Below are 19,736 nucleotides of genomic sequence, written 5' to 3'. Positions count from 1 at the left end.
CAGCACCGCCGTGACACGCAGAATGCGTCTGGAAACGGGATTCAGATGCGTTCGAAGACAGCGGCGAGGCCCTGGCCGCCTCCGATGCACATCGTTTCCAGGCCGTAGCGGGCTTCGCGGCGGTGCATCTCGCGGGACAATGTCGCGAGGATGCGGCCGCCGGTGGCGCCCAGCGGGTGGCCCAGCGAGATTCCCGAGCCGTTGACGTTGAGCCGGTCGAAGTCTGCGGGCTTGAACTCCCACTCGCGGGTGCAGGCCAGCACCTGCGCCGCGAATGCCTCGTTGAGCTCGATCAGATCGACGTCGGCCAGGCCGATTCCGGCGCGCTGCAAGGCCTTCGCGGTCGCTGGGACCGGGCCGATGCCCATCGTGCGCGGCGGCACGCCAGCCCGCGCCCAGGACACCAGCCGCACCAGCGGGCGCAGTCCGAGCTCCGCCGCGCGCTCCGGCGTCGTCACCACGCAAACGGCGGCGGCGTCGTTCTGCCCGCTGGCGTTGCCTGCGGTGACCGTCGCCTCCGGGTCGGACTTGCCGAGCACCGGCTTCAGCGCCGACAGGCTTTCCATCGTGGTATCCGGGCGCGGGTGTTCGTCCACGTCGACAACGGTGTCGCCCTTGCGGGAACGCACCGTCACCGGCACGATCTCGTCGTCGTACCGCCCGGCCTGCTGCGCGGCGGCGGCGCGCTGCTGCGAGCGGACCGAGAGCTCGTCCTGCTCGGTACGCGAGATCTCGTACTCGCGGCGCAGGTTCTCGGCTGTTTCCAGCATCCCGCCCGGCACCGGGAAGTTCTTGCCGCCTGCGGTCACCCGCCCGCGTGCCAGCGCGTCGTGCAGCTCCAGCCCGCTGCCGCGGATGCCCCACCGCGCCTCAGTGGTGTAGAACGGCGCGCTGCTCATGCTTTCCGCGCCGCCAGCCAGCACCACGTCACTGACGCCGGTCTGCACCTGCATCGCCGCGTCCAGCACGGCCTGCAGACCGGACCCGCAACGCCGGTCCACCTGGGTGCCGCCGACCTCGACGGGCAGGCCCGCGTCCAGCGCGGCGACTCGACCGATCGCCGGGGCGTCGGAGTTCGGGTAGCACTGGCCGAGGATCACCTCGTCGATCGCCCCACCGGGCAGCCCGGTGCGCTCCACCAGAGCCTTGATCACCGTCGATGCCAGCTCGACGGCGGGCACGGTCTTGAACACTCCGCCGAACCGGCCGATCGGGGTCCGCAGCGGTTCGCAGATCACCGCTTCGCGCATCGCTTGCTCCTTCGAGTCCCGATGGCGGCCGCTGCGCCGCCGTTTCGTTCGTAGCACAGCGCCGCGAGCAGACGAAATAGTCCGGGATTATGTAGTGCGGCGTCTCACTGATAGGCCAATTCAGTATTGGACGGTATCGGCGTGGCGTGCGATGGTGCTTCGTAGAAATCTTGGGAGGTCGACCATGCAGTGGGCGCAGCGGGTCAACACCGTGCGGGTGATCGGCACCGGCGTGATGGGGCGCGGCATCGCCCAACTGGCCGCGGCCGCCGGACTGACCGTGGAGCTCGCCGATGCCCGCCCGGAGGCCGTGTCGGCCGCGGTGGACCATGTCGGGCAGATGTTCGACAAGCTCGCGAGCAAGGGCCGGATGACCACCGAGGAGGCCGCCGCGGCGCGGGACCGGCTACGGCTGGTCGACGGGCCGCACACGCCGACCGAGTGTGACCTGGTGATCGAGGCGGTCCGCGAGGACCTGCAGACCAAGCGTGAGCTTTTCGCCGAGCTGGAGAAGATCTGCCCGCCGCACACCGTGTTCGCCACCAACACCAGCTCGCTGGCGGTGACCTCGATCGCCACCGCGCTGGCCGACCCGAGCCGGCTGGTGGGGCTGCACTTCTTCAACCCGGTCCCGCTGATGCGCCTGGTCGAGGTCATCCCCGGAGCCCGGACCGCGGAATGGCTCCCGGACGCGCTCGTCGAGCTGGTGCAGCGGCTGGGGCACCAGCCGGTGCTAGCCACCGACACCCCGGGTTTCCTGGTCAACCACGCCGGTCGCGGGCTGATCACCGAGGCGCTGCAGATCCTGGGCGAAGACCTGGCCGCGCCCGCCGACGTCGACCGGATCTGCCGCGACGTGCTGGGCCTGCGGATGGGCCCGTTCGAGCTGATGGACCTCACGGGCCTGGACGTCACGCACCCGGCGACGGAGAGCATCTGGTCCGGCTACTACGGCGACCCCCGGCTGCGGCCGTCGCCGATCACCCGCGCCCGCCTGGAAGCGGGGCTGCTCGGCCGCAAGGTCGGCGAAGGCTTCTACGCCTACGTCGATGGGGTGAAGCAGGAGCAGCCCGAGCCGCAGGCACCGCCGGCGGAAACGCGCCCGGTCTGGTCGGACAACCCGGAGCTGCTCGGCGTGCTGGAAGCGGCGGGCGTGCCGGTGGAGCGCGGCGATGAGCCCTCCAATGTGGCGGTCGTCCTCGTCACTCCGTACGGCCACAGCGCCGCGACCGCTGCGCTTTCGGCGGATCTGCCGCTGTCGCGGGTCTGTGGGGTGGACCCGCTGAACCTGGAGAAGCGGTTCACGTTGACGGTGCATCCGGCGACCGATCCGGAATTCGCGCGCTCGGCCTGGGCGGCGCTGGCCGCGACCGGCCGGGCGGTGACGGTTGTCCGCGACGGTGCGGGCATGATCGCGCAGCGGCTGCTGGCGTCGATCGTGAACACCAGCTGCTTCATCGCCGAGCAGCGGCTCGCCACACCCACTGATATCGACACTGCGGTGCGGCTAGCGCTCGGCTACCCGCGCGGTCCGCTGGAGTGGGGTCAGCACATCGGCCCGCGCCGCGTACTGAACGTGCTGCGCGCCCTGCACTCGGCCACCGGCGACCCGCGCTATCGGCCCAGCCGCTGGCTGGTCGAACGCGCCGAACTCGGCCTCGAACTCACCGGAACCGGCACCACGCCGAAGGACCTGCTCGCCTGACCTGCGGCTCGCCGACGGCTGAAGTGAACGGCCTGTTCGCCTCGCCTATCGGCACGAATGGGCCGTTCGCCTCGAACGACGATCAGAGCGACGCTGTTCGGTGGGTGGGTCCGGGTCTGCGGGCTGAAGCGAACGGCCTGTTCGCCTCGCCTATCGGCACGAATGGGCCGTTCGCCTCATCTTGCGAAGCGAAGGGTCCGTTCGCTCGGGAGCGAGTGGACCGTTCGCCCCTTCTGGTGGGGGCCGGCGGTCCGTTCGCATCGAACCGCTATTAGGCGGGTGTGCGGCAGAAAAGCACGAAGCGCGAGATGCAAGAGAACGACTGTGGACTTTGGACTCGCCGACACGCAGGTCGCTTTCCGGGAAATGGCGGTGCAGTTCGTCGACGCCGAGATGGTGCCGCACGTGCGCGAATGGGACCGCCGCGAGGAGGCTGATCTGGTGCCAGCGGCGACGTTGCGCCCCGACTTCGTGACCGGCAGGCGGGGCCGTGTACCGATCCGACGGCATCAACGGCGAGGCCACGGCCTACCTGGCCGATGCCAAGGTCGGCACGTCGTACGAAGACGCGGCAGGCTGACGGCTGTGCGACTACGGTCTTGGTCCCTCGGCTAACTATCGCAACCCAAAAGACTCACAGCCGCCGTTCAGTCGGGCTGGCCGAGCGGGAGGGTGGTGAAAGAGGCGCCCAGGTAGTCTCGCTCGGTGCCGGGCTTGTTCGGCGTCACCCCGGCGGCGAAGCTCTCCGCGTCGTCCTCCGGGTGGTAGCCGAGCTGTTCGGCCTCGGCCAGGGACACGAGGCGCCGGGTGTTGTTCGAAACTCCCCACACCACGTGGAATCCGGGCGAGGGGGCGGACAGACAGGCCTCGAACAACCGCCCGGCGTCGTCTGGGGAGAGCCAGATCGACAGGTCACGCTCGTCGGAGGGACGTTCGGCGCAGGCACCGATGCGCAGGCAGATCACGTCGATGCCGAACCGCGAGTGGTAGAGGCTGCCCAGCGCCTCGGTGGCGGCCTTGCTGAAGCCGTAGTAGGAGTCCGGCCGGGGCGGTGCGTCGCCCGGGATGCCGTCGGGATTCGCGTCGGCGACCGGGATGAAACCTACGGCGTGATTGCTGGAGGCCAGGATCACCCGTCCCGCACCTGCTCGAAGCGCAGCCTCCAGCACGGTGCGGGTGCCGTCCACATTGGCCGAGAGGATTTCCTCCCAGGTGTTCTCCCTGCTGTGCCCGGCGAGGTGGATGACGGCGTCGACGTCCTGGCAGGCGTGGGTCATCGCGTCGAGGTCGGTGATGGCCGCCGTGACGGTTTCGACGTTCTCGCCTGGCTCGGCCGCGGCGGGTGCGTGGATGTCCAGCAGCCGGAGAGCCCGGCCGGGCCGACGCAGCCTGGTCCGCAGCATGATGCCGATGCGTCCGGCGGCACCGGTGACCAGAATGCGCTGGGGCGACATGGCTTTCCTCCCATCGACAGCGGACTTCTCGCGTCGAACTCTATACGGGACGTGGCCGGGTGGGGGTCCGCTCCCGCCGCCAGGCATGAGCGAAACCCCGTCTGGTGGAACCGGATTCCGTGTCGTGTCCCGGACCGTAGCCCAAAACTAGGGCAGTCGATCGGGCTCACCAAGTATGTGATTGATGTTCAAGAATTCGAATTCTGGTAAATTGCTAGGAAATCCACTTAAGAATCAGCATCCAATGTGGACTCGGTCAGTCCAGGCTGTTGGCGGCGCGGAGGGTACGCATGGCATCGGCGAGCGCGGCGGAGTCGGCCTTGCCGAGTGGCGCCAGGACGCGCTTGCGCAGGATTTCGGCGCACGCTGCGCGGGAGCGTTCGGCGATGTCGCGGCCGTGCTCGGTGAGCACCGCGTAGGTGACCCGTCGGTCGGTGTCGCACGGCTCGCGGCGGATCAGGTCGGCCTTGGCGAGGCGGTCGGCGACCTTGGTGAAGCCGCCGCTGCTGAGCGCCGCCTCGTGGGCGAGCTTGGTCATGGGCATTCGGTGCTCGGGGGTGCGGACCAGGCGGAGCAGGATGTCGAAGGACGCCTGGGGGAGTCCGAAGCGCTCGCTGATCTCGGCCGCGATGTGCTCCTGCGTGACGTGGTAGCCCTCGATCACCAGCCCCCACCAGGTGATGATCTCGTCATCGTCGGTGCACGGGTCCGGGCCAGTCTTGCTGCTCACCGGGATGCTCCTTCCTGCGTTTGCGGCCCCACCAGTCTACCTGAAACAGCTCGCCAGGAAATCTCTTGCAAAGAAGATTTCTCCTGGGTATTGTTTTCCTCGAAAGAGATAAGGCGACTGGTTCCGGCGCAGCCGCCCAGCCCCGCGAACAGGAGTCAGACAGTGAGCACCCCCGTCAAGGTCAGCGTCATCTACTACTCGGCCACCGGAACCGGCACCGAGATCGCCAACACCCTGGTCGCCGAGGCCGAAGCGGCCGGCGCCGAGGTTCGGCTGCGGCGCGCCCCAGAGCTCGCCCCCGACGCGGCGATCGACAGCAACCCGGCGTGGCGCGCCAACGTCGAGGCCACCAAGTCCATCCCCGAGGCCACCCCGGAGGACGTGGTGTGGGCCGACGCGGTGCTGTTCGGCTCGCCGACCCGCTTCGGCAACATCGCGTCGCAGCTCAAGCAGTTCATCGACACCCTCGGCGGCCAGTGGGCGCAGGGGCAGTTGGCCGACAAGGTCTACAGCGGCTTCACCTCCAGCTCCACCGCGCACGGCGGCCAGGAGTCGACACTGCTGGCGCTGTACAACACGTTCCATCACTTTGGCGGCATCGTGGTGGCCCCGGGCTACACCGACGGCGCGAAGTTCGCCGACGGCAACCCGTACGGCACCAGCCACGTTGACGCCCAGGGTGCGAACAAGGTCGACGACGTCACGCGCGCGGCGGCGGCGGTCCAGGCCAAGCGCGTGGTCGCGGTCGCCCAGGCCCTCAAGAACGGCGCCAATGCCTGACCCGACCGATTGAGATCGGGGTGAAGGGCACCTCTTGCCGACCAACTTGTGAACTGCTCCCCGGAAGTTGGACTGAGAAATTCAGTTCCGATCTCCGGGGAGCAGTTCACTCTTGGCGGGAGGTGCCCCTCACTCGTCGTTCGCTCGGATGCGGGTGATGGTGGAGACGACGAGGCCGCCACCGACCAGCCAGCGGCCGGTGAAGGTCGTCAGCGGTCGGCCCGCCAGTTCCGCGCCTTCCTTGCGGAGGTGCGCGGTGAAGGTGCCCGGGGCGAGTTCGAGCCGGGCGTCTTCGAAACCCAGCCACTGGTGGGTGATCGGGTACCAGGCTTTGTAGACGCTTTCCTTGCAACTGAACAGGATCCGATCCCAATGCGTGTCGGGGTGCACTGTGGACAGCTCCGCCAGGTGTGCGCGTTCTGCTTCCAGCGATACGACGTTCAGCACGCCGTCGGGAAGGGGAGCGTGCGGCTCGGCGTCGATGCCGACGGTGTGTACCTGCTCGGCGCGGGCCACGACTGCGGCCCGGTAGCCGGCGCAGTGCGTGATGCTGCCGATGATCCCGGCCGGCCACTGGGGCGCGCCGCGCTCGCCGCGCAGCAGTGGCGCGGGTGGCACGCCGAGTCGGCTCAGTGCTTGGTGTGCACACCACCGCCCGGTCGTGAACTCCCGGCGGCGCTTGTCCCGTGCGCGTGCGATCAGCGCTTCTTCTTCCGGGAACAGAAGCGCATCGGGCGGATCGGTGAAGGCCTCGGCGGAGCTGACCTCGGCGGGTAGCAGTTCTTCGATCACGAACGGCGTCCCGAGCCGCGCGGGACGGCGGCGAGCCCGCCGTCCGCGCGCATCGCGATGGCGGGTCGGCCCGACTCGCTAGAAAGTTCCGGCTGCATCCGCCCACGGTAGCGCCGGGCGAACATCGTGGAGCATCCGCTCCGGTCGTCGGGGGGAAGCATGTGCGTCCAGGTGAAGGCGCTTCGGCCCGAGCGGTCCACCGAAGGCCAAGACGGGATCTTGCCCGGCAGCTGAACGCGTGGATCCGACCACAATCCCAATCTGTGGAGTTGGGTTTACACGACTTGGGTGTCCGGTTACGGTCTTGGGCATGATCCGGACAGCGGCCCTGACGACACGAGGTTACGTGGACTTCGTGCGCGTGTCCTCCGCACTCTGTTGCTGGTAAAGGCTTTCTCCGCTGCTTCACGCGCGTCGTAGCGCGACCACCTTCAGCTCCACCGGAGCCTCCTCGCACGGCAAACTTCGCTGGGTAACATCCGCGCGCGTTTCCGGGTGCCATCGCACCTACCGCACTCGCGGCACTTGACCAGTGGAAATGGGGCTTCGGTGCGATGTGATTCCCGAGCGTGGCCGATCCGTCGTGGCCGCGCTGTGCCCTCACGCCCTCCGGAGAGTGCAGATGACTGTATCCACCGAACGCGCGCCCACCGGCGCACCGACCGAACGAGACCCAATCCCCGTCACCACCGTGCAAACCCGCACAGCCGAGCGTGAAAACCGCTTTCCCCGTTGGCTTTTTAAGCTGATCAGCCCGATTGCGCTGGTGGTGCTCTGGCAGGTCCTCACCAGCACCGGGGTGCTCAGCGACGACACCCTCGCCTCGCCCGCGACGGTCGCCGGCACGGCGGTGGAGCTCTGGGACGAAGGGCGGCTGCAGGATGCGATCGTGGCCTCGCTGCAACGGGTCGGCGCCGGGCTGGTGATCGGCGTCGTCGTCGCCATCGTGCTGGCGACGCTGTCCGGGCTGTTCCGGCGCGGCGAGGACATCATCGACGCACCGATGCAGATGCTGCGCACGGTGCCGGTGATCGGCCTTATCCCGCTGCTGATCATCTGGTTCGGCATCGGCGAGCAGCCCAAGATCGTGCTGATCGCGCTGGCCGTGACATTCCCCCTGTACATGAACATCTACGGCGGCATCCGCAACGTCGATGCGGGCCTGGTGGAGGCGGCCAAGACGCTCGGGCTCGGCTGGTTCGCCCAGGTGCGGCACATCATCCTGCCCGCCGCGATGCCCAACGCCCTCGTGGGACTGCGGTATTCGCTGGGTTCGGCGTGGCTGGCGCTGGTCTTCGGCGAGACGATCAACGCCACCGCGGGCATCGGCTACGAGATGAACATGGCCCGCGAGTTCTTCCAGACCGACGTGATCGTGGTCTGCCTGGTGCTGTACGCACTGCTCGGCCTCGTTGCCGACTTCATCGTCCGACTGCTGGAAAGGACCGTGCTGGCATGGCGACCGGCGTTCAGCGGAGCGTAGTGAAACCCGCGTCGGTGCGCGGCCTGAGCCGACGCTTCGGCGACCGCACCGTGCTCGACGACCTGGACCTGGAGATCGAACCCGGCCAGTTCGTGGCGCTGCTCGGCCCAAGTGGCTGCGGCAAGAGCACGCTGCTGCGGATCCTGGCCGACCTCGACCGAGAGGTGACCGGCGAGGTCGAGGTGGCAGTCCGGCGCGCGGTGGCGTTCCAGGCGCCGCGACTGATGCCGTGGAAACGCGTGTGGCGCAACGTGATCCTCGGACTGTCCGGCCGCCCGGACAAGGAGCAGGCGGTGGCGGCGCTGGAAGAGGTCGGTCTCGGCCACCGCGTGGACGTGTGGCCGAAGGTGCTTTCCGGCGGGGAGGCGCAGCGGGCGTCGCTGGCGCGTGCACTGGTGCGCGAACCAGACCTGCTGCTGCTGGATGAGCCGTTCTCGGCGCTGGACGCGCTGACCCGCATCAAGGCCCAGCAGTTGGTCGGCGAGCTGTGGCAACGCCACGGCTGCGCGATCTTGCTCGTCACGCACGACGTGGAGGAGGCGCTGCTGCTCGCCGACCGGGTGCTGGTGATGCGCGACGGCCGCATCGGCTACGACCGGGTGCTGGACCTGGACCGCCCGCGCGATGTGACCGATCCGGCTTTCCTGGCGCTGCGCGCGGAATTGCTGTCCGGGCTGGGCGTCGGGATCGGAGAAGGGAGTTCGTCATGACCGTCGAGTTCATCGGGATGATCGGGGCGCAGCACGTCTCGGAAATCCACGCCGCCGACGGACCCGCGGTCAACCCGGCGTTCCTGCGCAAGTTCGCCCAGGCCCACGAGGCGGCCGGGTTCGACCGGGTGCTGATCGGCTACGGGGCGAGCAGCCCGGAGAACACCCAGCTGGCCGCCTACGCGGCGGCGCACACCGAGCGGCTGGGCTTCCTGGTCGCGCACCGGCCCGGCTTCGTGGCCCCGACGCTGGCGGCCCGCACCTTCGCCACCGCCGACCACCTCACCGACGGCCGGATCGCGGTGCACATCATCACCGGCGGCAACGACGCGGACCAGCGCCGCGACGGCGACTACCTGGGCAAGGAGAAGCGGTACGCGCGCACCGACGAGTACCTGGATGTTCTCCGCCGGGTGTGGACCGCCGAAGGGCCCGTGAGCCACGAGGGCGCGCACTACCGCTTCGACGACTACAACGCGGTCGTCCGCCCGGTGCGGCAGTCCGGGATACCGCTGTACTTCGGCGGCTCGTCGGAAGCCGCGCTTCGCGTCGGGGGCAAGCACGCCGACGTCTACGCGATGTGGGGCGAGCCGCTGGCGCAGACCGCCGAGCAGATCGCCGCGGTCCGCAACGCCGCAGCCGATGCCGGGCGCTCCGAGCCGCCGCGGATCAGCGTGTCGTTCCGGCCGATCCTGGGCGCGACCGAGGCGCAGGCGTGGGAGCGGGCGCACCGCATCCTCGACCGGATCAACGCCGCGCGCGGCGGATTGGCGTCGTTCACCGGGCCGAAGACCCTCAACCAGGGCCAGAAGGTCGCCAACATCGGCTCGCAACGCCTCCTCGCCGCCGCCGAGGCTGGGGAGCTGCACGACCGTGCACTGTGGACGCCCACGGCGGCGGCCACGAACGCGGCGGGCAACTCGACCGCGCTCGTGGGAACTCCGGAGACGGTGGCGGCGGCGCTGCTGGACTACGTCGACATCGGCGTGACGACGCTGCTGATCCGCGGCTACGACCCGTTCGACGACGCGGTCGACTACGGCCGCGAGCTGATTCCGCTGGTACGCCAGGAAATCGCCCGCCGCACCGCAGCCTGACGCGAGTGTCGCGATTTCGCGCGAAATCGCCATCGGCCAGCGCGCGGAGACACCAAGAGGAGAACACCATGACCACCGTCGCACCTGGGCGATCCGAGTTCGCCCGGTCGCTTTCCCAGCGGCAGAACGGCTTCCCGGCCCGACCCGTCCTCGACGACATCGAGGACGAGCGCCAGTTCCGCAAGCAGCGGCTGGCCGCGGCGCCGTTGCAGCTGATCCCGCACGAGATCGCGCAGCACACCAGGCAGCAGTACCAGCAGCACCGCGATCCGGGCTGGGTGACCTTCGCCCCGCACTTCGAGGAGATCGTGCACGAGCAGCCGGATCTGCTCGACTGAGACTGGAGACAACAGAGTGCGAACGACCAGAACCCTGGTGACGGTGCTGTCCGCGGTGCTTCTCGCCGTGGTCGGCTGCGCCGGAGGCAACTCGCCCAAGTCGCTGTCCGACGTGACCCTGGTGCTCGGCGACCAGGCCGGTGGACTGCGCGCCAGGGTCGAAGCGTCCGGAGCGTTCAAGGACGCCCCCTACAAGATCCGCTGGGCCAACTTCCAAGGCGCGGCACCGCTTTTCGAGGCCATGCGCTCCGGCGACGTGGACACCGCGACCGCAGCCGACGCGCCCACGGTGCAGGCCATTGCCGGTGGCGTGCCGGCCCGGCCCGCCGTGGCCACTGCGGCGTCCCCGTCATCGACGGCGATCATCGTGCCGCCGGGATCGCCGATCCGCACCGTGGCCGACCTGCGCGGCAAGCACCTCGTGGTCTCCACCGCGCCCGGCAGCGTCTCGCACTACACCGCGCTCGGCGCGCTGGAGGAGGCCGGGCTGACGCAGCAGGACGTGCAGATCACCTTCAGCCTGCCGACAGACGCGCAGGCGGGCTTCAGCGCCGGGCACATCGATGCCTGGGCGACCTTCGACCCGTACCTGTCGATCGCGGAGAACGCCGGAGCCCGGGTGATCCGCGACGGCCAAGGCATCAACGGCCGCAACGGCATCCTGTCGGTTTCCACCGCGTCCGCCGCAGACCCGCTCAAGCGGGCGGCGCTGGCCGACGCGATGCGCCGGTTCGAGGCGGCGTGGCGGTGGAGCGACGAGCACCCCGAGGAGTACCAGCGCGTCTATGAGAAGCTGACCTCGCTGGAACCGCAGGTGGCGCACCAGATCCTGACCCGGACCAAGCAGGAGGTCCGGCCGCTGACCGATGACGTGGTCGCCGACCTGCAGGCCGTGGCCGACCGCTACTACGAGGCGGGCGTGCTGCGCGAGCAGGTGGACGTGACCAAGGCCTGCGACCGGGAACTGTACCCCGGCAAGTGAGTAAATGTTCTGCTTTGCAAGCGACGGCAGCCGCCTGGGGTGCGGGACTCTGCTTGCGCCGCTGCGGGTTCCGCAGGCTGTGCCGCCGCCGGGGTTCTCTGGAAGGACAGCCCTATGTGGCGTATTTGGCGTACCTGCGCCGGGGATCCCGGGCCGAGGCGGCGTCCGAGGTTCCGCCGCCTTCTCCGCCGCGCAACCTGCTTCCGGAACCGTTTCGTGAGGAGTTGACATGAGCCGGACCTGGGCTCCTGAGGGGGCCTGCCGCGGCACCTTGGTGGTGCTGCCCGGCAGAGGCGAGAACCCGGCCGTTTACCAGCGCTTCGGCCGGAGGCTGTCCGTCGACGGCTACGCCGTGGTGGTGCCCGAGCCGGATACCGATGCCGAGACCTGGTTCCAGCCCGGCGCGGCTCGGTTCCTGGTCGGCACGGACGTCGGGGCACTGCGCGCGTGGGCGCTCGCGCTGGAGATGGAGGTGGACGGCCTGATCCTCGCGGGCACCCCGTTCGCCCGGGGGCAGAGTCCCGTCGACCGGGACGACGAGATCGGGGCGCGCACGTCGTGCCCGGTGCACCGCGAACTGCTCGAGAACGATCCCGAGTTCGGGTGGGGCCGGTTGACCGAGGACGTCCCTGAGCCGCCTATGCAGCTGCCCGACGTGCCGATCCTGCTGCTGCACGGCGACGCGGACACGCTCGCCCCGGTCGCCCCGGTGACCTCGCTGGCGGCGAAGCACCCGCAGAGTTCGCTGGCGGTGTTCAAGGACGGCGTGCACGACATCCTCAACGACAAGTTCCACCGGAGCGTGGCCGCGCGCATCGTGCTGTTCTGCGAGGAGATCGGCAAGGGTGCGGTGTTGCTGCCCGAGATACCGGCCGCGCCGCGCCCCCGCCGATCCGCTCCGGTGCACATCTCGGCCCGCACCGACTACTCGGTGCGAGCGCTGCGCGACCTAGTCGGGAGCGGCAGCGAACCGGTCAAATGCGAGGTCATCGCCCGCCGGCAGCGCATCCCGCTGAATTCGCTGGTCAACCTGATGGTCGAGCTGCGGCGGGCCGGGCTGGTGACCAGCCAGCGCGGCTGCGACGGCGGCTACTCACTGGCGCGGCCAGCCGAGAGGATCACCATCGGCGAGGTTGTGCGAGCGGTCGAAGGTGGGGTTACCTCGGTGCACAACGGTTCACCCGGCACCGAGGTGTGGCGCGAGCTCGGCCTTCAGGTCAGCGCGTTCCTCGACGGGGTGCCGCTGGTCGGCGATCGGTGAGCAAGAAAGGAAACTGATGACCCAGCACGACGCGTTCCACCCGGATCTCTCGGCCTCGGTGCCCGAGGAGCAGCGCCGCTCGCTGCGCACCCGGCTGCACCACGTCCGGGCCGCCGACCTCGACAACAAGACCGCGCAGACCGAGGGCATGCGGCGGCTCGCGGCGATCAGCGGCGACCTGGTCGGTTCGGAGCGGATCTGGATGGGGGAGACGCACGTCGGCCCGTCGACGTCGTCGGACAACCACCACCACGGCGAGTCGGAGACGGCGATCTACGTGGTTGGCGGCCACCCGGAATTCGTCTTCCACGACGGCGTCGAGGAGGTCCGGATCAAGACCGGGCCGGGCGACTACATCTTCGTGCCGCCGTTCGTGCCGCACCGCGAGGAGAACCCGGACCCGAACGACGCGGCGGTGGTGGTGATCGCCCGCAGCACCCAGGAGGCGATCGTGGTCAACCTCGCCGAGCTGTACCACCTGGACCCGGGGGAGAGCTGAGGACCGGGGCGATCAGGACCCAGGTCCGGCACCCCGGTCCCGGACTTTCATGACGCAGTGTGTTGAGCGGCCGCCGAATCGGCCCAAGGATCGGCGCGAGTCGTCACGTGCGGTGGTCGGCATCGAAGTGGCAATTCTTCTCTTGTGCAAACTCGTGCTTTCGGACGCTTCGGGAGTGTCGTGTCTGCGGTCCAGGTTTAGGATGGGTTTTAACCCGGAGTTCGGCCGAGTCCACGCCCGTGGAGCCGGGAACCGAGATTCGCGAATGCGTCTCGCAGGGGGATCGTCATGAGTGCGCAGAAATCAAACGAGCTTTCGGATCTGCTGGAGCGACTCGACAAGCAGTCTTCGGATTTGTGGAAACGCGTCGTATTGGAAGGACACCCGGTGAGCCGGGATGACGGCAATCTGCACCTCGCAATCGCTTCGGGGCTCGTCGCCATCCCGGTAACGGAGATCGAGGGTGTCCGCACGATCTTCGGTAGGTCGGAAGCGGTGGAGGTAGTGGTCCGCAACAGCGATCACATCCAGTACTTGCGGCGAGCGGAGGATTTCGTGCAGGACGCCGACGTTGCCGCGGTTGATGCCGAGAGCAATGTGGTTCAGCGGGCGATGAGCTGCGGCGATACGGCAACCCGCACGTCAGCGCAAGGGTGTGACGCCACGGATGACTACTGCTGCAGGCCGGTATGAATCCCTCGTCGGCATCGTTGCGGCGGTGGCTCGAACGCGTGCCACGTTCGAGCGCGGACCGGCGAAACCTGTGCCAGTTGGAGGGGATCCTGCTCGGGGCACCGTCGGGCATGCTGAAGATCCTGGTCGGCGAGCTGTGCCTTGACCTAGATCCTGCCGATCTGGTGAGCATCACCGAGGTTCCGGCGCCGGAAGGGGCCTCGCCTCGATTCGGCATCCGCGTTCGACTCGAACTGCGTCGAGGTGCGGGGCTGTGGGGCGTGTCGCCGGGCCAGGTCTACCTGAGCTGGCTGTTCCCGCGACGCCGGCCGTTCGCCATTTCCTGCAGGGACTCGGTCGAAGACGTGCCAGCCACCCGTTTTCGCCGCATGGAAGGGGAATTCCTCCGTCGACATGGCCTGGATCGCCTCCGGTGATACTCATCGTTTCCAGTCCGCACGACTTACACGCACGTGTGATCGCGGATGCTCTCCGGAGGCGGGGGAAGGCGGTCGCCGTTCTCGACATGGGAAACCTGGCGGTCAGCGGAAGCATCTCCTGTCCGATAGGTCGCGCAGGGGTTGCTCCTCGAATTACTGCGGCCGATGGGGGAATGGTCGATTTCGGCGAGGTCGAGGCGGTTTGGTATCGGCGGTTCCACGAGATCGCCGTACCGCCGGAAGTCGATGTCGCAGATGATCGGGTATTTGTGCGGCACGAGTGGCAGGACGTTCTGAACGGTATTTTCTTCGGGCTGAATTGTCGTAGCGTCAACCCTCTTCCCGGACAAATTTCTGCGACGAAACCACGCCAGCTGGAAATGGCGCGGCGAACGGGCCTCCGGGTTCCCGCTACGCTGATCACGAACGATCCGGATCAGGTCGAGGTCTTCATCGAACGCCATCGCGGGCGGGTCGTGCACAAGGCCATGAGCGCTCCGACGAGTCATTTCATCGATACTCGGCGCTGGTCCGATGCGGACCGCGCGGCGCTGGCCGATCTGCCGCTCGCGCCGGCGATCTTCCAAGAGGAGATCGCCGGACCGGGCGACGTGCGCGCCACCGTCGTCGGCGAGGAAGTCTTCGCCGCCCGAATCGACACGGCCGAGGGGCGAGCGGAACTGGACTCCAGGCTCGATCTGGACGCTCCGTGCTACCCGCACAGCCTGCCGGCGGACACGCGTGCACGGCTGCTCCGCATGATGCGCGCGCTTGGTCTTTGCTACGGCGCGGTAGACCTGAAGATCACGGAGCGGGGCGAGTACGTCTTCTTCGAGGTGAACCCGCAGGGCCAGTTCCTCTACATCGAGATCCTGACCGGCATGGAGATCAGTTCCGCGATGGCGGGACTCCTCGCCGGTGACCAGTGCTCCGGCCACACCTGACCTCGCGGGTGCGCCGCCGGTCTGTCCTGGCGCCCAGTGTTGACACCTGCCTGGTTCCCGCGCGGAAGCGCGATCCAGGTCCGGATCAACGCCGAGACGATGGCCGCAGACGGCCAGGTGCTGCCGCCGTCGGGCGTGCTCGACAGGTTCGAGACGCCGTGGGGCGCGGAATCCGATTTGACACGGCCGGTTTCACCGCCGCGCGCCGGCTGGCGATCCAGGCGCTCGACGCACTGCAGATCGCCGGGGTGGCCACGAACCTCCCGCTGCAGCAAACGAACCTGCGGTCGGATGAGTTCGCCGCCGGGCGCTGCGCGACGTCCTATGTAGACGATCATCGTGCTGAACTGTCGATCTGCAAGTACTACCCCTCAAGGCCGGCGCGCATCGGGGGCAGGGCACATCTGGACGTTGATGACGTTTCCGCCATCGTTGCAGGGCCATCCGAGTCTGGTTTATCCCGACCTGTTGGGAGAAGCTCGCTGCGTGGACGATCAGGACGCCGTCGCTGCGTATCGCGCTCAGTCGATCAGGGTGCGCGCGAGGTGGGCGAGGTCGTCGACTTCGACGTCGAAGACGTCGGTGGGTTCTGGGGTGCCCTCTCCGGCTCGGGCCACGTATGCCGTTCGGATGCCTTGCTGCGCTGCGGCGCGCAGGTCCCAGGGATGTGCCGCCACGAGCATGCTCTGCTCGGGCTCGACGCGGAGAAGATCCAGCGCCATCTCGTACACCACGGGGTCGGGCTTGTAGGCGCGTACGAGTTCGCTGGAAAGGACACAGTGCCACGGTAGAGCGCCCCGGCGGCCGATGTCGGCGAGTATCGCCGTGGTCGCGTTGGACAGCGCCACCAGGGTGAAGCGTTCTGACAGGACGCGGAGAGCAGACGCCGCATCCGGCCACGGGCGTAGCCGGTGGGTGACCAGTGCGAGCCGGTCCAGGGCCGAGGCGTCAACGGTGAGTCCTTGTTGTTCGACCGCTGTGGCCAGGGCGAGGCGGTTGATCTCCTCCAGCGGCGCCCACGACTCACCTGCGACAATCGAGTTCAGCCGCCGGGTGCACTCGTCCAACCACGTTGCGGCCAGCGGCTTGCCGTGTCCGCTCTGACCGGTCGCGTCGTGTACCGCCTGTTCGAACTCGTCCGCTACCGAACCTGCCTCATCCACCACCGTCCCGAGCACGTCGAAGAACAGGACCCGAATCTTGCGCACATCTATCGCCATTTCGGCGATCTTCCCACGGGAATGCGGCGGCCGTGCGTGCTCTCGAGTGGCTCTGGTGAGGGGCATCCTTGACCGAGTTGCCCGGTCAAGGATGCCCCTCACCCGGAATCACTCCGCGGAGACGACCGCGATCAGATCGCCTTCGGCCACCGTGTCGCCTTCGGAGACCGCCAGGCGCGTCACCACCCCGTCGGTTTCGCTCAGGACCGGGATCTCCATCTTCATCGACTCGAGGACGGCCAACTCTTCGTCGGCCTTGACCGTTGCACCCTCGGTGACCAGCACCTTCCAGACGTTGGCGACCATCTCGGCCTTGATCTCCATGTTGTTCCCTTCGGCTTTGGTCAGCGGGCGGCGATGATCCGGTCGACGACGCCCGTGTCGTAGTTTCCGGCGGAGAATTCCGGTGAATCAAGCACTTCGGCCAGAAACGACAGGTTGCACGTCGGACCCTGCACGGCGAACTCCTCGACCACCCGCCGCGCGCGGGCCAGCGCATCCGCGCGGTGGTCGCCGTGCACCACGATCTTGGCCAGCAGCGGGTCGAAATGCGGGCTCACCTGGGTGTTCGCCGCATACCCCGGTGCCCGGCGGCCCATCGCGCCGTCCAACGGCTCGACCTTGACGATCCGCTCGGCGAACCAAGACGTTCTGCGCCGCCGGGTTGCCGAGCGAGCTGAGGCCGAGGGCCAGGGGAGTCACGAACATCAGGCTGAGGGCGTAGTTGGCTTGCACCACGAGCTCGGCGGCCAACTGGCAGATCACCACCAGGGCGAGGATCGCGATCGGGCTGGGGTGGAGGCCGAACATCACCAGGGCCAGCGGGGCTGCGGCGATGGTCCCGGTCGTGCGTTGAACCGTCCGGTGCCAGGTGGCCGTTGCGTTCGCCGACTGCAGGGGCAAGAACGGCGCGGTCCGCCGCAGCAGCCGGGTGGTTCGCAGTGTCAATTGAAACTGCGAACCGTGGGTCCTCGTCCGCAGTTTCAATTGACACTGCGGTTCCTGGGGTTGGGGGCCGGCCCAGGGCGACCAGCACGACCAGCACGACCAGCACGACCATCGGCGTGGCGAACGACACCCCGATGCGCACCGCGGGTACCACCACGCCGTCGGCCGTCCAGCCGAACCGCAGCGTCTCGCGGGTGCGCAGGGTTCGACGGAGGCGGGTGAGAGGGGCGTGCGAAAAACGTTCACTAGTAAAATATTTTCAGATAGTTTACTCATGAAGGAGTGGCGTTGGGCGACGTGGTCGGACGGATCTGCGCGCAATGGCGCGAGCAGCGCCCGGACCTGGACGTGTCCCCGATCGACGTGATCGGCCGGGTGCGGCGGCTGGGGGCGCTGACCAATCAACTCGACGAGTCCGCGTTCACCGACGCCGGGCTGTCGCGGATGGAGTTCGAGGTGCTCAGCGCGCTGCGGCGGGCCGGCGGCGGCCTGCGGCCCAGCCAGCTCACCAAGGAGACGCTGTCCTCCGGGGCGGCCACCACCAAGCGGCTGGCCCGGCTGGAGGCGGAGGGCCTGATCACCCGCACCTTGTCCCGGCGCGACCGCCGGGAGATCGACGTGCGGCTCACCGGCGAGGGACTGGAGCTGATCGATCGGCTGTTCCCGCAGCAGCTGGAACGCGAACGCGCCCTGCTCGCGCCGCTGGCGGCGGACGAACGGGAGAAACTGGGCGAACTGCTGGCCAAGGTGCTGGAATCACTCGGTTGAACCGCCAGGCGACTTGCCGTCCTGCGGCGAGGCGTGTGCCGGTCGAGATCGGCGGTGGGTTAAAGTTCCTCGGTTGTTCACGGGTGTTTCCCGCGACCTGGCGAACTCGGCGTGATCGGGTGATCACGCGACGGTGGTAGACGCCGGTCGCCTGATCGAGAGGACCCAGTTGGCCACGGTGCAGTTCGAGTCCGGCCATGCTGTCCTGAACCTCGGCGGCCTGCCGGGCCGGCTTCGCGGAATCGTCGTGAACCACTCCCGCGCCGTCATCGCGCTCTCGGTGCCGCTGCTGATCGCGTCCTTCACGCTGCTGGTGCTGATGCGCCGGGCCGGGCTGGACCAGGGATCCGGCATCGACTACCAGGTGTACCGCTGGGCGGTGCACACCTGGCTGACCGGTGGCGACATCATGAACACCGCCCCCACCGTCAGCATCGGCCGGGTGCTGCCCTGGGTGTACCCGCCGTTCGCGTTGCTGCCGCTGCTGCCGTTCGCGCTGCTGCCGTTCGTCGCCGGGCTGGTCGCGCTCTACGTCGTTGACCTGCTCGCCATCGGCGCCGCGCTGTACCTGGTCACCCGGCACCTGTGGCCGGTGGTCGGCAAGCGCGGCGCGTTCGCGGTGGCGATGGCGCTGCTGCCGTGGACGCTGTTCCTGGAGCCTGTCTACGCCTCGTTCGGGCTCGGCCAGATCAACATCGCCCTGATGGGCCTGGTGATCGTCGACTGCCTGGCGCGCAACCCGCGCTGGCCGCGCGGCCTGCTGATCGGCATCGCCGCGGCGATCAAGCTCACCCCTGCGGGATTTCTGTTGTTCTTCGTGTTCCGCAAGGACTTCCGGGCGGTGGTGGCCGCGGTGGCGACCGCCGCGCTCGGCACCCTGGTGGGCTTCGCGCTGAATTACCAAGCGGCCGTGGAGTACTGGTTCGGCAAGGGCCCGGCGCATGGCGTCAGCGGCTCCGCCTTCCACACCAACCAGTCGATCATGGGCGGCCTGGCCCGGCTGGAACTGCCCGCGGTGGCGCAGAACGGGCTGTGGCTGGTGATCTCGCTGGCCTGCGTGGCCGTCGTGGCGTTCGCGATCCGCCGGTCCGAGCCGGCGCTCGCCGTGACCGCCAACGGCCTGCTGGCGCTGCTGGTGTCGCCGACGTCGTGGTCGGATCACTGGGTCTGGTGCGCGCCCGGACTGCTGGTGCTGCTCGCCTACGCCGCCCGGCTGCGCAGCCCGCGTTGGCTCGTGGTCGCCGGGGTGACCCTGGTGACCGTGCTCGTCGCATCGTTCCGGATGCTGCCCACCGGCCCGCCGTGGACGCCGCTGCAGCACCTGTTCGGCAACCCCTATCTGCTGCTCGGTTTGGTTTTGCTCGCACTCCTCGGTCTTTTTGCCCGAAATCGTCCGTTGGTGGTTGCGCCGGAAGAACCATTCGCGAAGCCCGCGATCCGGAGTTGATTCGGCTGTCCAGCGCCCCTTCGGCGCCAGGTTTTCCGGCATTTGTTTGATATTGGACGGTCAACGGGACGAATTCGTTGGCGATCGGGTGATTCTGCCGTGCTGCACGCTCGGTGTGCGGTCGATTACGGAAAATGCTTGGTTCTGAACCGAATCCGAAGATGTTGAGCAGTGATTCGCTGATCCGCAAGAAGATCGTGAACAACGCCACTCGGA

21 protein-coding genes and 1 pseudogene are annotated in these 19,736 nt (G+C 68.3%); 14 read left to right on the top strand and 8 right to left on the bottom strand.

The annotated features are described in order from the left end of the window. Window positions 1–41 precede the first annotated feature (41 nt). The gene (locus SSPN_RS0128365; protein ID WP_010311690.1) at window positions 42–1,250 is read right to left on the bottom strand and encodes an acetyl-CoA C-acetyltransferase; all 1,209 of its coding nucleotides are present in this window, start codon (window positions 1,248–1,250) and stop codon (window positions 42–44) included. Between the two features lie 184 nt (window positions 1,251–1,434). Between SSPN_RS0128365 and SSPN_RS0128360 the strand changes: the two genes are divergently transcribed. After that, entirely contained in the window at window positions 1,435–2,955 is a 1,521-nt protein-coding gene (locus SSPN_RS0128360; protein WP_010311687.1) for a 3-hydroxyacyl-CoA dehydrogenase, read from the top strand. A gap of 647 nt (window positions 2,956–3,602) precedes the next feature. Here SSPN_RS0128360 and SSPN_RS0128345 read toward each other — a convergent pair. Next, window positions 3,603–4,409: an NAD-dependent epimerase/dehydratase family protein gene (locus tag SSPN_RS0128345; protein ID WP_010311683.1), complete on the bottom strand. Its 807-nt coding sequence runs from the start codon at window positions 4,407–4,409 to the stop codon at window positions 3,603–3,605. A 256-nt stretch (window positions 4,410–4,665) separates the two neighbouring features. Continuing rightward, window positions 4,666–5,139, bottom strand: coding sequence for a MarR family winged helix-turn-helix transcriptional regulator (locus SSPN_RS0128340; protein ID WP_010311681.1), 474 nt, complete (start codon window positions 5,137–5,139; stop codon window positions 4,666–4,668). A gap of 162 nt (window positions 5,140–5,301) precedes the next feature. Between SSPN_RS0128340 and wrbA the strand changes: the two genes are divergently transcribed. Further along, complete coding sequence (wrbA, locus tag SSPN_RS0128335; protein WP_010311680.1) at window positions 5,302–5,919, top strand: NAD(P)H:quinone oxidoreductase; 618 nt, start codon at window positions 5,302–5,304, stop codon at window positions 5,917–5,919. A 129-nt stretch (window positions 5,920–6,048) separates the two neighbouring features. On the opposite strand, the gene SSPN_RS0128330 is transcribed toward wrbA, so the two are convergent. Further along, window positions 6,049–6,711 (bottom strand): 4'-phosphopantetheinyl transferase family protein, encoded by a 663-nt coding sequence (locus SSPN_RS0128330; RefSeq protein ID WP_010311678.1) that lies wholly within the window; start codon window positions 6,709–6,711, stop codon window positions 6,049–6,051. A gap of 622 nt (window positions 6,712–7,333) precedes the next feature. Between SSPN_RS0128330 and SSPN_RS0128320 the strand changes: the two genes are divergently transcribed. From SSPN_RS0128320 to SSPN_RS46220, 10 genes are all read left to right on the top strand, one after another. Continuing rightward, a complete protein-coding gene (locus tag SSPN_RS0128320) occupies window positions 7,334–8,194 on the top strand; it encodes an ABC transporter permease (protein ID WP_010311674.1) in 861 nt (286 codons plus the stop codon). Beyond that, complete coding sequence (locus SSPN_RS0128315; RefSeq protein WP_029535793.1) at window positions 8,167–8,904, top strand: ABC transporter ATP-binding protein; 738 nt, start codon at window positions 8,167–8,169, stop codon at window positions 8,902–8,904. Before SSPN_RS0128320 ends, SSPN_RS0128315 begins: the two co-directional genes overlap by 28 nt. Next, window positions 8,901–10,001, top strand: coding sequence for an LLM class flavin-dependent oxidoreductase (locus SSPN_RS0128310; RefSeq protein ID WP_010311669.1), 1,101 nt, complete (start codon window positions 8,901–8,903; stop codon window positions 9,999–10,001). Before SSPN_RS0128315 ends, SSPN_RS0128310 begins: the two co-directional genes overlap by 4 nt. Window positions 10,002–10,069: 68 nt before the next feature. Further along, the gene (locus SSPN_RS0128305; protein WP_010311668.1) at window positions 10,070–10,339 is read left to right on the top strand and encodes a hypothetical protein; all 270 of its coding nucleotides are present in this window, start codon (window positions 10,070–10,072) and stop codon (window positions 10,337–10,339) included. 16 nt (window positions 10,340–10,355) lie between these two features. Further along, on the top strand, window positions 10,356–11,321 hold the full coding sequence (locus SSPN_RS0128300; RefSeq protein ID WP_029535792.1) for an ABC transporter substrate-binding protein: 966 nt from the start codon (window positions 10,356–10,358) through the stop codon (window positions 11,319–11,321). A gap of 229 nt (window positions 11,322–11,550) precedes the next feature. Next, the gene (locus SSPN_RS60470) at window positions 11,551–12,582 is read left to right on the top strand and encodes an Rrf2 family transcriptional regulator (protein WP_010311664.1); all 1,032 of its coding nucleotides are present in this window, start codon (window positions 11,551–11,553) and stop codon (window positions 12,580–12,582) included. A gap of 16 nt (window positions 12,583–12,598) precedes the next feature. Then, on the top strand, window positions 12,599–13,081 hold the full coding sequence (locus SSPN_RS0128290; RefSeq protein WP_010311661.1) for a cupin domain-containing protein: 483 nt from the start codon (window positions 12,599–12,601) through the stop codon (window positions 13,079–13,081). 288 nt (window positions 13,082–13,369) lie between these two features. Continuing rightward, window positions 13,370–13,774, top strand: a complete 405-nt coding sequence (locus SSPN_RS46225; protein WP_010311660.1) for a hypothetical protein — start codon at window positions 13,370–13,372, stop codon at window positions 13,772–13,774. A 110-nt stretch (window positions 13,775–13,884) separates the two neighbouring features. Then, window positions 13,885–14,190 carry a hypothetical protein gene (locus SSPN_RS0128280; protein ID WP_143539656.1) on the top strand — a complete coding sequence of 102 codons (306 nt, stop codon included), beginning with the start codon at window positions 13,885–13,887 and terminating at the stop codon, window positions 14,188–14,190. Further along, a complete protein-coding gene (locus tag SSPN_RS46220; protein WP_337466359.1) occupies window positions 14,187–15,137 on the top strand; it encodes an MvdC/MvdD family ATP grasp protein in 951 nt (316 codons plus the stop codon). The genes SSPN_RS0128280 and SSPN_RS46220 overlap by 4 nt, the downstream gene beginning before the upstream one ends. Window positions 15,138–15,658: 521 nt before the next feature. Here the strand turns inward: SSPN_RS46220 and SSPN_RS46215 are convergent. From SSPN_RS46215 to SSPN_RS63005, 4 genes and pseudogenes are all read right to left on the bottom strand, one after another. Then, on the bottom strand, window positions 15,659–16,357 hold the full coding sequence (locus SSPN_RS46215) for a haloacid dehalogenase type II (protein ID WP_010311650.1): 699 nt from the start codon (window positions 16,355–16,357) through the stop codon (window positions 15,659–15,661). Window positions 16,358–16,465: 108 nt separating this feature from the next. Beyond that, a complete protein-coding gene (locus SSPN_RS0128265) occupies window positions 16,466–16,681 on the bottom strand; it encodes a biotin/lipoyl-binding carrier protein (RefSeq protein ID WP_010311647.1) in 216 nt (71 codons plus the stop codon). 20 nt (window positions 16,682–16,701) lie between these two features. Next, on the bottom strand, window positions 16,702–16,986 hold the full coding sequence (locus tag SSPN_RS60465) for a hypothetical protein (protein WP_272941783.1): 285 nt from the start codon (window positions 16,984–16,986) through the stop codon (window positions 16,702–16,704). 19 nt (window positions 16,987–17,005) lie between these two features. Continuing rightward, window positions 17,006–17,581 (bottom strand): annotated as a pseudogene (locus tag SSPN_RS63005) (FUSC family protein); the annotation flags it as partial. A gap of 6 nt (window positions 17,582–17,587) precedes the next feature. Here SSPN_RS63005 and SSPN_RS0128250 point away from each other — a divergent pair. Next, the gene (locus SSPN_RS0128250) at window positions 17,588–18,073 is read left to right on the top strand and encodes a MarR family winged helix-turn-helix transcriptional regulator (protein WP_010311642.1); all 486 of its coding nucleotides are present in this window, start codon (window positions 17,588–17,590) and stop codon (window positions 18,071–18,073) included. A gap of 133 nt (window positions 18,074–18,206) precedes the next feature. Then, a complete protein-coding gene (locus SSPN_RS0128245; protein ID WP_010311641.1) occupies window positions 18,207–19,520 on the top strand; it encodes a glycosyltransferase family 87 protein in 1,314 nt (437 codons plus the stop codon). Window positions 19,521–19,736: the final 216 nt, after the last annotated feature.

It is taken from the genome of Saccharopolyspora spinosa NRRL 18395, assembly GCF_000194155.1.
GTDB classification, from domain to species: domain Bacteria; phylum Actinomycetota; class Actinomycetes; order Mycobacteriales; family Pseudonocardiaceae; genus Saccharopolyspora; species Saccharopolyspora spinosa.
Note: the sequence above shows the minus strand (reverse complement) of the source record. Positions and strands in the feature narration are given on the sequence as shown.

Bases quoted from the DNA above. Each gene is read 5' to 3' on its own strand.
- SSPN_RS0128365 (WP_010311690.1), bottom strand. From the start codon at position 1,250: ATGCGCGAAGCGGTGATCTGCGAACCGCTGCGGACCCCGATCGGCCGG.
- SSPN_RS0128265 (WP_010311647.1), bottom strand. From the start codon at position 16,681: ATGGAGATCAAGGCCGAGATGGTCGCCAACGTCTGGAAGGTGCTGGTC.
- SSPN_RS0128320 (WP_010311674.1), top strand. From the start codon at position 7,334: ATGACTGTATCCACCGAACGCGCGCCCACCGGCGCACCGACCGAACGA.
- SSPN_RS46215 (WP_010311650.1), bottom strand. From the start codon at position 16,357: ATGGCGATAGATGTGCGCAAGATTCGGGTCCTGTTCTTCGACGTGCTC.
- SSPN_RS60470 (WP_010311664.1), top strand. From the start codon at position 11,551: ATGAGCCGGACCTGGGCTCCTGAGGGGGCCTGCCGCGGCACCTTGGTG.
- SSPN_RS0128315 (WP_029535793.1), top strand. From the start codon at position 8,167: ATGGCGACCGGCGTTCAGCGGAGCGTAGTGAAACCCGCGTCGGTGCGC.
- SSPN_RS0128290 (WP_010311661.1), top strand. From the start codon at position 12,599: ATGACCCAGCACGACGCGTTCCACCCGGATCTCTCGGCCTCGGTGCCC.
- SSPN_RS0128345 (WP_010311683.1), bottom strand. From the start codon at position 4,409: ATGTCGCCCCAGCGCATTCTGGTCACCGGTGCCGCCGGACGCATCGGC.
- SSPN_RS0128305 (WP_010311668.1), top strand. From the start codon at position 10,070: ATGACCACCGTCGCACCTGGGCGATCCGAGTTCGCCCGGTCGCTTTCC.
- SSPN_RS0128280 (WP_143539656.1), top strand. From the start codon at position 13,885: ATGCTGAAGATCCTGGTCGGCGAGCTGTGCCTTGACCTAGATCCTGCC.
- SSPN_RS46225 (WP_010311660.1), top strand. From the start codon at position 13,370: ATGAGTGCGCAGAAATCAAACGAGCTTTCGGATCTGCTGGAGCGACTC.
- SSPN_RS0128310 (WP_010311669.1), top strand. From the start codon at position 8,901: ATGACCGTCGAGTTCATCGGGATGATCGGGGCGCAGCACGTCTCGGAA.
- SSPN_RS0128360 (WP_010311687.1), top strand. From the start codon at position 1,435: ATGCAGTGGGCGCAGCGGGTCAACACCGTGCGGGTGATCGGCACCGGC.